We start from the raw sequence: 14,263 nt of genomic DNA, 5'->3' as shown, positions 1-14,263 counted from the left end.
ATAATAGTTAACAAGAAAAGGACAAGTTCCTAGGCTGGAAATTATTAAGCGTAATCAGAGTGCTCAAAGAAGTTCGGAAGGAATTCTTTATGGGCTTCTAATAGCTCTTCTGCAAGTTTCACAGCCGTTTCCCGGTCGGTTACTGAACCGTCTTCAAGTAATGCCTTGATAAATAACTCTTTATCACCTTTCAAAGCAGCGTCTACCGTCAGATCAATGACATGAATTCTTTTTCTAAGGATTTCCGCCAAATTTTCAGGCAGGTCTGTAATTGACAGTGGCATGAAGCCCCTCCCTGTTGCAACTGCAGGCATTTCCAGAACCGCATTGGATGGAAGGCTTGGCACGGAGCCATTATTCATAAGATTGACAGAGAACACCTTTCTCTTATCCGCATAAAGAGAGAGGAGGATCTCAACTAGCTGTTCGTGTTCACCCTCTGTTCTTTCGAAAAGTTTTTGGTCCATTTCCATCTCACCATTCGCTTTTTCAAACATTTCCTCATAAATCTTATCCCCTTCGGCAATAACTGATTCGAAAGAAAATGCATTCACACCTAATTTTTGGCCATAGTATTCACCTGTTCTAAATCGCTCAGGGAAAAATTCAACTACGTGACGGTCAAGCACGGCAGGGAACACACGGTTTTCCTCATAAAACTCCCATGAGAATGGGTTATCTCCATAAAAAGGCGTCTGATCTTCTTCCCCGCCCATTTCAGCAAACGAATCTGTTTTAGGAGACGTGTCCGTGCTTTTCGCCTTTTGCTTGTTTAGTACTTCATCCACAAGCGGCCATGCGTTTTCACCTTTTACTCTTAAATCATACATAAAGGTTAAGTGGTTTAACCCTACACCTAGTGATGTCACTTCAGAGTAAGGCTTTTGAATAAACCGGGCCAAATATTGTTCTACATGAATCACTCCATGACATAAACCAACGACTGGTAGGTTTAACTCCCTTAAAAGAGCGGTTGTAATCGCCGTCATAGGGTTGGAATAATTGAAGAAATAGGCTTGCGGACACAATTCTTGTACATCTCTGCCAATTTCGAGCATAACAGGAATCATTCGCAGTGCTCTGGAAATCCCCCCAGGCATAGAAGTATCACCTACAGGCTGATAAATGCCATATTTCCTTGGGATTTGTACATCTGCTTCCCAGCTCCTTCTCCCTCCAACAGCTATTGTCGTAACGACCACATCTGCATGGGGCAGGACTTCCCTTCTGTTAATAGATGAAGTAATAATAATATCCGCATTTCTTTGCTCTACCATTTTCTTTGTTAATTTCGTAATAGAGTTCAGAACCTTTTCGTCTATGTCAACAAGGGCAATTTCCCATGGCCCAAGTTCCTTGTTCATGATAAAATCAGCCACAAGACCCTGGGTAAAAACAGCACTTCCAGCACCAATTAGAACCATTTTTCTTCTCTTCATGATTTCACCTCTTGTACCCATTCTCTTTGATTATGAATCATAAATTCTACTACTTCTAAAACAGATGGTACGGTTGAAGCACCGCCAATCCTTAGTGTCGCCAATGCCCCACAGGCATTTGCAAAGCGAATCAACTCGATCCCCGTCATTCCAGATAACAGTCCGTAAATCATTCCGGCGTTAAAAGAATCTCCGGCACCCGTCGTATCAATAGGCGTAATAGCATATGGAGCAGCAAGAATACATCCATCTGTCCCTACCAGCTTTGCCCCCTCGGACCCACACTTAAGTGCGATTTGCCCGTTCATTCCCACACTTTCAAAGATATCTTCTACACTTTGAGAAGGAAAAATCTGTTCAAACTCATCTTTACTTGGCAAAAATAAATCTGTATCTACTAACAACTCTATTATTTTATCTTTGTACCACTTTTCGCTTGGATCCCACCCCGTATCGAAAGAGGTAGTGATATTCTTCTGTCTGGCCGTTTTAAAAACGGTCTTCCAATGCTCTCTCATTTCATCCTGTAAATAGTAAGAGCCAAAGTGAATATGATCGGCTTTTTCAAACAGATCCTGTGGTAAATGCTCAGGCGTTAGTTTTGAAATAGCTCCCATATAGGTAAGCAGCGCACGGTCCCTGCTAGTGGATAATGATAATGTTGTCCCTGTTTGCAGGTTGGAATCAATAATTATATCGTTGGTATTTACGTTCTTTTCTTTTAACCGTTCGATACAAAACCTGCCAAACAAGTCATCTCCCACTACACCGACAAACCTGACATCCAATCCTAAACCAGCCAAGGCACATGCTGTAATAGCTGAGGATGAACCTAATACTAATGAAAAGGAATCGACAAGTTTTTCTTTGTTCCACTCAGGTTCAACCTTGTCACCTGTCATAATCATGTCAACGTTTAGCTCTCCCAAGACATATATTGTTTTGTTCATATTTAAATCACCACTTTACTTTTTTCTGATTACCTTACTTCATTCCTGTGAGTGTCATCCCTTTAACGAACTGGCGCTGGAAGATTAAGAAAACCGCTATAACCGGTATCATAATGAGAACAGCTGCCGACATAACGACATTGTAGTTCACTCCATGCTGCCCATTAAACACGACAAGCGCTAATGGCACAGTCATTTTACTTTCATCATTCAAAACAATTAACGGCCACAAGTAATCATTCCATGCCCCCATAAAGCTAAAAATTCCTAGTGCTGCAAGGGTTGGTTTAATTTGAGGCAAAACAATATGAAGGAAGGTTTTGAACTCGCTTGCCCCATCCATTCTGGCAGCCTCCATTAATTCATTTGGAATAGAGTCAACGAACTGCCTACATAAGAAGATTCCAAAGCCATTTACTACATTCGGAATGATTACAGCTGATAAGCTATTGATCAGACCCATATCAGAAATGATTAAATATCTAGGAATCATAAAGACTTGAAACGGAACCATCATCGTAGCGAGAATTAATAAAAACATGAAGTTTTTTCCGCGAAACTGGAACTTTGAAAAAATATACCCAGCCAAGGCACTTGAAAATAACGTGGCTGCTGTAATGATCACTGATGTTAGCAGACTGTTGGACAGCCAACGTAGAAATGGTGCATCTTTCAGAACCGTTTGATATCCCTCAAAGGTTACTTTTTCCGGCAATATATTGGTAGTGGTTGAGATAATCTCCATATTACTTTTGAGTGAAGAAACGACCATCCAAAAGAAAGGAATAAACATAATAATTGCCCCTAGGATGACTAAAACGACTGTAAAGATATACGGTAAATCAATCTTTTTTGAACTCATTCCATCATCCCCCTAGTAATCCCATTTTGAACGGCCAAATTTCATTTGAATAAAAGTAATGATCAAGATAATCACAAAGAGAACCGAAGCAATAGTAGAAGCGTATCCCATATCCATATAACTAAATGCGGTATCATATATATGCAGGGCTAGAACTCTTGTCTCATTTTCAGGTTCCCCGTTAGTGAGGATCTGGAATTGAGGAAACATTTGAAAATAGGATATACATGTCATTACCGTTACAAATAAAGTAGTTCTGCTTAAAAGTGGCAATGTTATATGCCAAAAAGTACGTAATCGGTTGGCGCCATCCAGTTTCGATGCCTCGTAAATGGTGGTTGGAATGGACTCCAAGCCGGCCAAATAAATAATAATATTAAAACCCATGTCAGCCCACAATGTCATGATAATAATAGAAATCATCGCCATTTTAGGGTCGGAGAGCCATTCTACAGGGTGAATACCAATTTTTACTAAAAGCAAATTTAATATGCCTGAGTCATAGTTAAACATCGTTGCCCATACTACAGCTGAACCTGATAATGGTGCAATCACTGGAAGGAAATAAAATACTCTGATGATGTTTTTAAGCCTTTGGCTCCGGATCGAGCTTATTCCCAAAGCAATTACCAATGTTAGAATGATATTTGCCGGTACAGCAATTAGGACAAACTTAAAGGTATTAAGGAAGGATTTAATAAATAGTTCTTCTTTCAATAATCGCTGAAAATTTTCCAATCCGACAAAATCTGATTTTGCCTGCAAGGGATTGTAATCATAAAATGAGAGCAAAATTCCCCATACTATTGGAATAATAGTGAAAATCGCAAATATTAACATAACCGGAGATAATGAAGCGAAAATGAATTTTTTGTTGGACGTTTTTTTTGGGTTATCCTTATTTGATGTAGGATTATGTATTTCCTCTACGTTTGTATTTATCATTTCTTGCATACACTCCACTCCTTTGTAAGATTCCGTAATTCTGGAGCGATTCAGCTTCTTGGAGAGGCTGCCAAAAAACATGACGATTTATTGGCAGCCTACCTTTACTTTTTACTTTTTATGGCGGTCAATCATTTGATTTACAGATGTCTGAATCTTATTCAAGCCGTCTTCTACTGATAATTTTCCATTTGCAATCAATTGGAATTGGTCATTGACTTGTTTGAAGACAAAGTCTCTTTCCTGTAGTGGCCCGATCCATTCACCATACGGAAGAACATCAAGAGATGCTTTCATCTTAGGCGCATCCTTTAAGAAGGAAGGATCTTCAGCCACCTCTTTATTGGCAGGCACTGTATAAGTCTGCACATTAAAGTAGTGCGCATTCTCTTTGTCAGTGGTCATAAATTTCACGAAATCCCATGCTTCTTGTTTATTTTTACTATTATTTGAAACGACCTCACCCCAGCCGGACTCAGCTGCAAATGAAGGAGGATTGCTTGTAAATGAAGGCATCGGAATATAATCAAATTTATCTGTCTTATAGTTTTCTTTTCCAATGGCAATCGTCCATGGTCCTCTGATGACCATTGCGTCCTGATTTTTGTAGAAGTAATCAATAATATCTAGCTTACCGCCGAAGGATTTAGTATCCGTTACTTTATAATCAGTGACAAATTTCTTTAACTCTGTCATCGCTGTTACTGCGTCAGGAGAAGTAAAATCAACATGATTATCTGCTGTCCAGTACTTTCCATTCTGTTGCAGAATCAAGGAAAGGAACGTAAACGTGATATTGTCATAGGAAATAAAATCAAAGCCTTTTTGTTTAATATTCTTTCCATCTCTGATGGTTAATTTTTTTGAAGCATTTACTAGCTCATCCCATGTTTTAGGTGGATATGGAACGCCGGCTTTTTGGAACATTTCTGGGTGAGCAAGGATACCTCCATTTTCTAGGTTATATTCATGAGGAATACCATAAATTTTATCTTTAACCACATATGCTCCATAGGTTGCATCATAAAACTTGTCTTTAATTAACTTTTGATCTTCGCTGCTTACTGGTGCCAATAACCCATTCTCTGCATATTCAGTAGCCCATGTACCAAATATTTGAACGATATCTGGAGAATTTTTGGAAGCAAACGAAGCTTTTAACTTTTGAATAAACGCATCATAAGGAAACGTTTGCAGCTTAATCGTTACATCTTTGTGAGTTTTTTCATAATCTGCAATCAGTTTTTTATTTGTTTTTACAAAGGCTGGGTTATCCAAAGCCCACCAAACAAGTTCTTTCTTCCCACTTTCACTGCTGCTTGCTGAATTGGAAGAGCACCCCGCTGTAATTCCGACTAATAAAATGAATGCTGTAATCATTGAGATTATTTTTCTCATTTGTATAGCTCCCCTCGATAGGAATTTATTAGAACGTTCACATATTGAAACCGTTACCAAAAATAGCACTTCACTCATCTATTTACTTGGACTATCATCGTCTTGGAGAAATACTTTTCAACCTTGGTACTATCAATAAAACCTGTTTGTTCTTGAAGGGCATTTAACGTTCCATAGGTGCACCCCAGCCTAAATACTTCCTCACCAGACATGCCTTTTTTTGCAGCTACTGCAAATCCGGCAACTGATGCGTCACCAGAACCAACTGGATTAACTGCTTGAATAGTTGGTGGCATGATCTTGTAATATTGATTGTTATATAGACCAATTGCGCCTTCAGAACCCAGGGATACCATAACATACTTCACGTTAAACTTTGCGTTTATGTCGGCCATCACATCCATTATTTCTGTGCCATCAAGCTTTTCTTTTTTGACAAGAGAGCAAAGTTCCTGATAATTGGGTTTTATGAGCCAAGGGTTTGCGGAAAGAGCTTGTCTTAAAGGGATACCGCTTGTATCCAGTATCAGCTTTTTCCCTTTAGAATGAGCCATTTCAATCAATCTTTTATAATAATCTGACGGCAGACCTTCAGGCAGGCTCCCCGATACCGTTACAATCTCTGCATTCTCTAGTAATTCTTCAAACCTTTCTAAAAAAAGCTTTTGCTCATGTTCACAAATATAAGGACCCTTTTCCAAAATCTCTGTTTGGAAGCGATCATGAAGTATAGCTATACAGTTTCTTGTCTGTCCCTCAATTTGAACAAATTGGTCATCAATCCCCAATTTCTTTAATTCTTCTGATAAGAAGCATCCATTCGATCCGCCTTTAAATCCCGTAGCTATGACATCCAGCCCTGATTGTTTTACCACTCTTGCTACATTTAAGCCTTTTCCCCCTGCTGTTTTGATGGAATGGCTGCAACGATTGCTTTTATTTAGCATAAAAGAATCAAGATTATATGAAATATCAACGGATGGATTAAGAGTAATTGTTAAAATCATAGAATAGTTCCTTAGTATCGGTCATTACTCATACACATGATTATCTTTTGTTTTACCGCTTCTTTCATCGCTTCTTTTGCAGGGCCCATGTATTTTCGAGGATCATTTTCATCAACATGATCCTGCAAATATTTCCGTAGTTGATTTGAAAATGGAATTTTTAATTCGGTTGCAATATTTACTTTACAGCATCCCAGTTCAATCGAACGCCTCACATCCTCAACTGATATTCCACTAGCTCCATGGAGTACTAATGGGACATCTACTAAATCCCTAATCTTCTCTAGTCTAGTAAAATCTAATTTTGGAGTAGATTTATAAAGACCATGTGCTGTTCCAATTGCCACTGCCAAAGAATCAACGTTGGTTTTATCCACAAATTCCTTCGCCGAGAACGGATCCGTAAAAAAGGAATCAGCTTCACTTACTACTAAATCATCCTCTTGTCCACCTAGGCGGCCTAGCTCCGCCTCAACAGTACCACCGTATGAATGAACCAATTTAACCACTTCAGAGGTGATTTTAATATTCTCTTCAAAGGAATGGTGTGAGCCATCAATCATGACTGATTTTGTACCAAGCTCAATTGATTTTTTTATATCTTCTATGTTTTCGTGGTGATCCAGATGAAGAGCGATTGGAATACTGTACTTCTTAGCGGCTACTTCGGCCATTGCCTGAACGTAATCTCGTCCCGCATAAGAAAAAGTCCCTGGCGTACCGGCCAAAATCACTGCAGACTTTAGCTCTGCTGCTGTTTCAACCACTACCTGTAGTGTTTCAAGGTTATGGATGTTAAACGCTGGTACAGCATATCCTTCGATTTGTGCTTTTATAAGCATTTCTTTTGTATTCGCAAGCTTTGATTCTACTCTTAGCATAAACATCACCTCATTTTAGTTAACGCTTTCAAAACAGGTTAATTAAAAGGATAAATAGTAACCCCTTGTACTACTCTATTTACACTACCGTCTGTGCAAGGATTGTCAGGACTGATTGATAGAGCAATAGATTTATTAAACGCAATCATTTGTGCAACTAAAACATAACAAAATCCTAAGTATGCATCCGAAACATTCTCATCGCTAATTTGGGTTGTTAGTAACAGATCACTATACTGTTCCAGCTCTTCACTATATTTAGGAGAAACCACAAGTATTTTGGCATAGTTTTTTTCCTGCCAGATTTCTTTTAGTAAATCCACATCGTATTTTTTTGTATACTCATTATCTGATAGATACATAATCACTAAGGTATCTGTATTCAACACTGATTTAGGTCCATGTCTGAATCCAAGCGGAGTATCATAAATTGTGATGACTTTTCCATCTGTCAATTCAAGCATTTTCAATGCTGATTCCTTTGCTAATCCACCAAGCCCTGCTGAACCTAAATACACCACTCTGTTAAAATAAAGAGTCGAAATGCTTTCTAATTCCTTAGATGTAATGATGTCATTACCAGTGTGTATAATTTGATTCATTAATCCTTCGTTTTCATCCAGATTTAACAAATCAAATATTAGTAGGCAGGAAAGCATCATTGAGGTAAAACTGCTTGTCATTGCAAAACCCTTATCGTTTGTTTCCTCAGGAAGTTCGATAAGGAGAGTGTTAGGATTATTCTGAGACCTCTTAGCGAGAGCACCCTCATGATTACATGTAATAACAATTTGATAAATATCGTTAATTAATTGCTCGGAAAGGTCAACAGCAGCAGTACTTTCAGGGCTATTACCTGATCTTGCAAAAGAAACTAAAACAGTTGGAACTTTTTCCTTTAGATATAAATCCGGAGCAGAAACGATATCTGTTGTTGCAATGGATTCAATTGATTGAAAGGAGCCATTTAGCTTTTGAAGATAAGGTTTTAAGGTTTCTCCTACAAATGCTGATGTCCCCGCCCCTGTCAAAATGATTCTTACATTTTCATGTTTGTCAGAAATCATCTGGAAAAACTGGGTAATTTCTTCTTTTTGGTTAGTTATCAATTCATAAACCTGTTTCCAAACTTGGGGCTGCTGCTTAATTTCTTGAGCAGTATTATAGCCCCCCATGGTTTCAAGTTCTGAATTGGAAAGTAATATATTCATTCCTGCACCACCTTTTTTATGCCTTACTTAATATGATTATAAGTTTAGTTCTACCGTATAGTAAAATTTATCTCCTCTAGCGATACTTCGTGTGTATTCGATAATGTTTTCATTAATATCATAGGTGTATCTCTTCAGAAGCATGCAGGCATCGTCTATTTCTACGTTCAGCCATTTTGCTTCTTCCTCTCTTGCTTTAACAGAGGTGAATTTTTCTATCCCTTTAGTAATTTTTGTCGAATACTTGTCACGGAGTACATCATACATTGGTTTTTCCGTAAGTTCCTGTTTTGTTAGATTAGGAAAATACCTTACTGGTAAAAAGCTTGTTTCAAAAATTAATGCTTCCTCATCAGCCAAACGTAATCGGACAATTTTGTATACTTCTTCTAAGGGCTGCAAATTAAGTTTGTTTGATAAATTTGAATCTGAAGTAATGATTTCAAAGTCAATCACATTTGTAGAAGGGTTTTTGTTCAATTTTTTCATTTCTTCAGTGAAACTGTAAAACTTTAATAGTTTTTGATCGTGAGCTTTTGGTGCTACAAACGTTCCTAAGCCGTGTTTTTTGTAAATATATCCCTCTTGCTCCAGCTCCTGTAACGTCTGCCTGACTGTAATACGGCTAACATCGTATTTCTGACAAAGTTCACGTTCTGATGGCAGCTTTTCTTGTTCACCATAAATTCCAGCTTCAATGTCAGAAATTAAGATATTCATAAGCTGATAATACAATGGTATTTTTGCCTCTTTATCAATTGTCTTCACTACATCCCCTCCATTCCCGACTAATTTTGGTTATGTTGTCATAACCAGTTAACCCTATTATAAAGTATAAAAAGCTAAATTCAAATAAAATTTAATTTTTTTAAAAACTTTATTCGAATTAATTTATTACCATTAGGTTATTCCCTTGGTAAGATGTTCCCAGATTTAAAAGGTTACTAACCACTGAAGGAAGCAGCGCCTCTCTACATTTTTGGTTGTTTACTAAAATAAATTAATAAATCTTTTTTTATCTTAAGAAAAAGTTAAGGCTTGCCAGGCATAATCAATCTTGTAAGCGAGGAAACAACAAAAAAATATATATACATTTCAGTTTTAGGAGGAATTACACAATGAAGAAAAAATGGTTATTTTGGGTTCTTGTCGGAGCCGCTGCGATTTGGGCTGGTTCGCATCTACTTCCAGGCTTCGGACACTTTGGCCACTTCGGCGGTCATGACATGGTGCAGGGCGGATCCGGACAAGCCATGGCACAAGGCGGGCAAGGTCACGGAATGATGCAAGGTGGACCTGGACAAGCCATGGCACAAGGCGGGCAGGGTCACGGCATGACCCAGGGCGGACCTGTACAAGGCATGATGCAAGGCGGGCGTGGTCACGGCATGATGGGACTTGGTGGTAAGCATGCTTTCGGCTTTGACTTAGGTTGGTCAAGAATTCTTGTTGGTGTAGGGATTGCACTCTTTGGTGTCGCCCTTCGCAAACAGGCAAAAGATAAAGTTTGGAAAAAATGGGCTGGTTACGGATTAATCGGTGTCGGCCTTGTAGCCGCTTTTAAGGCAGCCCTTCCGGTTCTTGCCGTTGGAGCGGGTGCTTACTGGTTGTTCAAGAAAGCTGGTTCCTCTAAGCAAAAGGGATTCAGCCAAGTCAGCTATGCGGCACCAGTGGTAAATAACAACTCACAAATTTTAGATGCATGGGAAAAGAACATTTCTAAGGAGGAAAAGTAAAATGGGTATTTTTAAAAGAGTAAAGACTATCGTTATGGCAGACTTACATGAATTATTGGATAAGGTGGAAGATCCGATCAGCCTATTAAATCAATATATGCGTGAATTGGACGAGCAGGTGGACAAGGCAAAGCAGACATTGGGACAACAGTTGTACTTAGAAAAACGTCACGAGCTGCTTGTAAATGAGACCTCTGCTGTTGTTGCCAAGCGGAAACGTCAAGCAGAGCTTGCAGTCGAAAAAGGTGACGACACCATCGCAAGAATTGCTCTTCAAGAAAAATTGCAACAGGAAGCGAAGTTAAAGCTCTATGAAGAACATTATGCGGCAATGAAACAACAGACGTCCTCCCTTCGTGAACAAATTGATGGATTGCTTGAAAAATACAACGAACTCTCAAACAAGCGTCTTGTACTGAATTCACGCGCACATGCAGCAAAAGCACAACAGCAGTTGCAGGCGGCAATCGTTTCCTTCAGTACAGACCATGCGATGAAGGGTTTCACCCGTGCGGAGGATTATGTCCAGCAATTAGAGGCACAAGCTTCAGCTACCTCCTACTTTATCCCTACTGCTCCTACTGTAAACTTGGAAATTCAAGAAGCAGTAGAACGTGAATTGGTAGCGCTAAAGGAAAGTAAGTAATCGAATGAAAGGCAATTTAGAATTATTGGTTTCACAATGGAGCGAAAAGTTGGGGATTGGAGTTGATTATTTAGCTTTGTTCAGTATTCTCCTCGTTTCACTCACTCTAGTAGCTTTAGTTGTTGGCTGGTACATTCGTAGGTTTAGTAAGAAAAATTGGTTGAAATATCTCATTAGCATGAAGACAGAAAGACTGCCAACTGGCAGTCTTTTTCTGATTGAAAAATTATTCCCCAACCGTCTTCAAATCCTCTAATCCAACCATGTTAATGGTGTAAGGTTGTTTGTATTCTTTAGCTAAACGTGCAGACACTTCCTTACGAATCTGCTCAATTTGCTTCTGGTCCTTTTTCTCAAGGGAGGTTTCGATCGTAATCACCAGCTTACCTTTGGTAGAGTAAGTGAAAGAATTGATTTTGTATGTCTCTTTTTTAGCTAACAACCCTTCAAAAATTGTATAAAGATTCTTTTTGAGCTTCGTTTCTTCATCCATATTATTTAAGTTCACTGTTCGAATATCCAAAGAAAATTCATTATACTTCTCTTTTTGATAGGCTTGAATGATGGTCCGAACGTCATCCACGTGTTTTTCTGTCTCAGGAAGGATTACAAATATTTCATCGAGCCCCGGGTTCATTCCAACATACTCAACACTATACCCTTTATCCTTGATTAATGTTTTGATTTTTTGGGCTTCAGCAAGCATGATGCGATTGATTCGTCTCATAGAAGCATAAAAGTCAGCTTTAAACGGAAGAACCTCAATCGATTTTGCATAATAGCCCTTTTGATCGAGCATCTCTTTCGTCAGATTTTCAGCATCCAATTTCGTTTTTTCGTTATAATCTTTACTTACTAGAAAGACATAGACTTTTTCCGGTTCATCGCCTTCCATCAATCCTTGACCCACACGGAAACCAGTAACTTCGTACCCACGTTTCAATCCTTCCTCTCGAACAAGGGCCATAACGGATTTTTCCCCTTCTTTATCCAGGTCTTTCAGGAACACCTGATTTAAATATGGAATCTTTGATGCCATCTGTGCCATCGCCGGAGAGACATAGGTAGAACCGAAGAACAATCCACCAACAGCCACAAGTCCGGCTAGTGACCCGATGATTTTCTTTCTTTTGCTTATGCCACTGACTTTTATCGGCGTTACCTTCTCTTCCCCTTTTGCCTGCTCAATTCCTTTATACATACGATCCATTATCTCATCTGGAATTTCAATCTTTTCTAGTTCACTCTGAATCTTGTTCATGAAAGTTCCTCCTTTGGATAGTCCAAGCGGATTTTTTCTAAGGTTCTATAAATTTTCGACTTGACCGTACTGATTGGTGCATCAACAATCTCCGAGATTTCCTGGAAGGTATATTCCTGATAATACTTGAGATAAATTAACCTTTTTTCGTCTTCGTCTAATGAGTGCAGCAGCTCATTTAATAATAAATCGGAGTATCTGTCCTCCGTCTGCTGTGTTCCTAGTTCTCTAGTAAAAGGCAGTTCGACAACTTTTTGTTTCTTCCTTAAAAAGTCAATGGATGCATTAATGGTGATTTTCAAGATCCATGTCTTAAAGTAATTCAATTCCTTTAAACTGTTTCTATTCTTAAAAGCCCGGTAAGCAACCTCCTGGACAATATCCAGTGAGTCCGCTTGATTCTTCATATACATATAGGCCATCCGATAAATAGAATCTTTATGTGTTTCAAAAAAGCTAATAAATAACTTTTCATCTAGGATTCCATCATTGGCAGAAAAGGTCATTTCCTCACCCCTTTTTTCTCTTTACAATATTAGACTAAAACAAAGTTCATTTTGGACGAAGAAATTTTAAAAATTTTTTTTGGGGGCAGTCCCCCGATGTTTATCCAGGGGGACGGTTCTGGTGGTTTTTCCCTGATTATTTGTCCCCACGATTTTAGTGTGTAGTGGACGATAAGTTGGTGGAAGTGGACGATATGAGGTCGAAAGTGGACGATAAATTTCAAAAAGTGGACGATAATCTACGGAAAGTGGATGATATCTTCTTCAAACCGGTCGATAAGAGGATTCGGTAGTGTAGTCCTAAAGATTCTGTTGGCTTTTTTCCCATCAAGGAGGTCTTAAGTGCCACGAGATCCGTCCCTGTGTGCCCTCTACGTCAAATAAGAGCATAAAAAAAACGCTAAATTTAGCGTTTTCTAATTTTTACGCGCCTTAGAGGATTCGAACCTCTGACCGTACGCTTAGAAGGCGTATGCTCTATCCAGCTGAGCTAAAGGCGCATGATAATATGTATTTATAATGTTTATTTGGAGGCAACACCCGGATTTGAACCGGGGATAAAGGTTTTGCAGACCTCTGCCTTACCACTTGGCTATGCTGCCATGACTGGGCTAGCTGGATTTGAACCAACGCATGTCGCAGTCAAAGTGCGATGCCTTACCGCTTGGCTATAGCCCAATAATTTATAAAATAAATGGGGCGACTGATGGGAATCGAACCCACGAATGCCTGAACCACAATCAGGTGCGTTAACCACTTCGCCACAATCGCCATAATGTGGTGGAGGGGGACGGATTCGAACCGCCGAACCCTGAGGGAGCGGATTTACAGTCCGCCGCGTTTAGCCACTTCGCTACCCCTCCACAGATTTAAAACTTACTTACTATTAAAAGGTGGCTCAGGACGGAATCGAACCGCCGACACAAGGATTTTCAGTCCTTTGCTCTACCGACTGAGCTACTGAGCCATAATAAGATGATTCACTAATCATTTATTGAAAATATGTCCTTTGCTCAAAAGAACTTCTGTTCTTTTTCGCAGATTGCCGCAGAAGCAAAATCAGGATGTGAGCAATCTGCTCTACCGACTGAGCTACTGAGCCATATTGCGGGGACAGGATTTGAACCTGCGACCTTCGGGTTATGAGCCCGACGAGCTACCAGACTGCTCCACCCCGCGATAATAGAAAATATTACATTTTGTGCATGCCCTTAGTTTGAAGACCGCCCCGATTTCGGATTGCATATTCAAGCTGTGGCTCAATCGTTGCGCTGTAGATTATTCGAAGAAGCTTATTCGAACGTACTCCACCCCGCGATAATAGAATATTGTTTTGTAAAATATAATGGAGGAGGAAGAGGGATTCGAACCCCCGCGCGGTTTAACCCGCCTGTCGGTTTTCAAGACCGATCCCTTCAGCC

At 39.4% G+C, this 14,263-nt stretch carries 14 protein-coding genes and 7 tRNA genes; 3 read left to right on the top strand and 18 right to left on the bottom strand.

The features are described from left to right. Window positions 1–44 precede the first annotated feature (44 nt). The 9 genes from AC3A54_RS19125 to AC3A54_RS19085 form a co-directional block, all read right to left on the bottom strand. Complete coding sequence (locus AC3A54_RS19125) at window positions 45–1,439, bottom strand: family 4 glycosyl hydrolase (RefSeq protein ID WP_487655735.1); 1,395 nt, start codon at window positions 1,437–1,439, stop codon at window positions 45–47. Beyond that, on the bottom strand, window positions 1,436–2,389 hold the full coding sequence (locus AC3A54_RS19120; protein ID WP_487655734.1) for a carbohydrate kinase family protein: 954 nt from the start codon (window positions 2,387–2,389) through the stop codon (window positions 1,436–1,438). The genes AC3A54_RS19125 and AC3A54_RS19120 overlap by 4 nt, the downstream gene beginning before the upstream one ends. A 34-nt stretch (window positions 2,390–2,423) precedes the next feature. Further along, window positions 2,424–3,251, bottom strand: coding sequence for a carbohydrate ABC transporter permease (locus AC3A54_RS19115; RefSeq protein WP_487655733.1), 828 nt, complete (start codon window positions 3,249–3,251; stop codon window positions 2,424–2,426). A gap of 12 nt (window positions 3,252–3,263) precedes the next feature. Then, entirely contained in the window at window positions 3,264–4,205 is a 942-nt protein-coding gene (locus AC3A54_RS19110) for a carbohydrate ABC transporter permease (protein ID WP_487655732.1), read from the bottom strand. Between the two features lie 102 nt (window positions 4,206–4,307). After that, window positions 4,308–5,594: an ABC transporter substrate-binding protein gene (locus AC3A54_RS19105; protein ID WP_487655731.1), complete on the bottom strand. Its 1,287-nt coding sequence runs from the start codon at window positions 5,592–5,594 to the stop codon at window positions 4,308–4,310. A 74-nt stretch (window positions 5,595–5,668) separates the two neighbouring features. Continuing rightward, entirely contained in the window at window positions 5,669–6,601 is a 933-nt protein-coding gene (locus AC3A54_RS19100; RefSeq protein ID WP_487655730.1) for a 1-phosphofructokinase family hexose kinase, read from the bottom strand. Window positions 6,602–6,612: 11 nt separating this feature from the next. After that, window positions 6,613–7,482: a tagatose bisphosphate family class II aldolase gene (locus AC3A54_RS19095; RefSeq protein ID WP_487655729.1), complete on the bottom strand. Its 870-nt coding sequence runs from the start codon at window positions 7,480–7,482 to the stop codon at window positions 6,613–6,615. Between the two features lie 38 nt (window positions 7,483–7,520). Beyond that, window positions 7,521–8,693 carry an SIS domain-containing protein gene (locus AC3A54_RS19090; protein ID WP_487655728.1) on the bottom strand — a complete coding sequence of 391 codons (1,173 nt, stop codon included), beginning with the start codon at window positions 8,691–8,693 and terminating at the stop codon, window positions 7,521–7,523. A gap of 36 nt (window positions 8,694–8,729) precedes the next feature. Next, window positions 8,730–9,461, bottom strand: a complete 732-nt coding sequence (locus AC3A54_RS19085) for a GntR family transcriptional regulator (RefSeq protein ID WP_487655727.1) — start codon at window positions 9,459–9,461, stop codon at window positions 8,730–8,732. A gap of 350 nt (window positions 9,462–9,811) precedes the next feature. On the opposite strand from AC3A54_RS19085, the gene AC3A54_RS19080 reads away from it, so the two are divergent. The 3 genes from AC3A54_RS19080 to AC3A54_RS19070 are packed head-to-tail and all read left to right on the top strand — an operon-like array spanning window position 9,812 to window position 11,331. Beyond that, window positions 9,812–10,429 carry a hypothetical protein gene (locus AC3A54_RS19080; RefSeq protein ID WP_487655726.1) on the top strand — a complete coding sequence of 206 codons (618 nt, stop codon included), beginning with the start codon at window positions 9,812–9,814 and terminating at the stop codon, window positions 10,427–10,429. A 1-nt stretch (window position 10,430) separates the two neighbouring features. Beyond that, the gene (locus AC3A54_RS19075) at window positions 10,431–11,075 is read left to right on the top strand and encodes a PspA/IM30 family protein (RefSeq protein ID WP_487655725.1); all 645 of its coding nucleotides are present in this window, start codon (window positions 10,431–10,433) and stop codon (window positions 11,073–11,075) included. A gap of 4 nt (window positions 11,076–11,079) precedes the next feature. Beyond that, on the top strand, window positions 11,080–11,331 hold the full coding sequence (locus AC3A54_RS19070; protein WP_487655724.1) for a hypothetical protein: 252 nt from the start codon (window positions 11,080–11,082) through the stop codon (window positions 11,329–11,331). Here AC3A54_RS19070 and AC3A54_RS19065 read toward each other — a convergent pair. From AC3A54_RS19065 to AC3A54_RS19025, 9 genes are all read right to left on the bottom strand, one after another. Continuing rightward, window positions 11,302–12,336, bottom strand: coding sequence for a hypothetical protein (locus AC3A54_RS19065; RefSeq protein WP_487655723.1), 1,035 nt, complete (start codon window positions 12,334–12,336; stop codon window positions 11,302–11,304). The genes AC3A54_RS19070 and AC3A54_RS19065 overlap by 30 nt on opposite strands. Beyond that, complete coding sequence (locus AC3A54_RS19060) at window positions 12,333–12,842, bottom strand: sigma-70 family RNA polymerase sigma factor (RefSeq protein ID WP_487655722.1); 510 nt, start codon at window positions 12,840–12,842, stop codon at window positions 12,333–12,335. The genes AC3A54_RS19065 and AC3A54_RS19060 overlap by 4 nt, the downstream gene beginning before the upstream one ends. 426 nt (window positions 12,843–13,268) lie before the next feature. Continuing rightward, window positions 13,269–13,342 (bottom strand) — tRNA-Arg (locus AC3A54_RS19055). A gap of 28 nt (window positions 13,343–13,370) precedes the next feature. Then, window positions 13,371–13,444: transfer RNA gene (locus AC3A54_RS19050), tRNA-Cys, on the bottom strand. Between the two features lie 4 nt (window positions 13,445–13,448). Then, a tRNA-Gln gene (locus tag AC3A54_RS19045) sits at window positions 13,449–13,520 on the bottom strand. A gap of 17 nt (window positions 13,521–13,537) precedes the next feature. After that, a tRNA-His gene (locus AC3A54_RS19040) sits at window positions 13,538–13,613 on the bottom strand. 7 nt (window positions 13,614–13,620) lie between these two features. After that, window positions 13,621–13,705, bottom strand: a tRNA-Tyr gene (locus AC3A54_RS19035). A gap of 31 nt (window positions 13,706–13,736) precedes the next feature. Continuing rightward, window positions 13,737–13,809 (bottom strand) — tRNA-Phe (locus tag AC3A54_RS19030). Window positions 13,810–13,947: 138 nt separating this feature from the next. After that, window positions 13,948–14,021: transfer RNA gene (locus AC3A54_RS19025), tRNA-Met, on the bottom strand. Window positions 14,022–14,263 lie beyond the last annotated feature (242 nt).

Source organism: Neobacillus sp. Soil_C_43, assembly GCF_057656715.1.
Note: the sequence above shows the minus strand (reverse complement) of the source record. Positions and strands in the feature narration are given on the sequence as shown.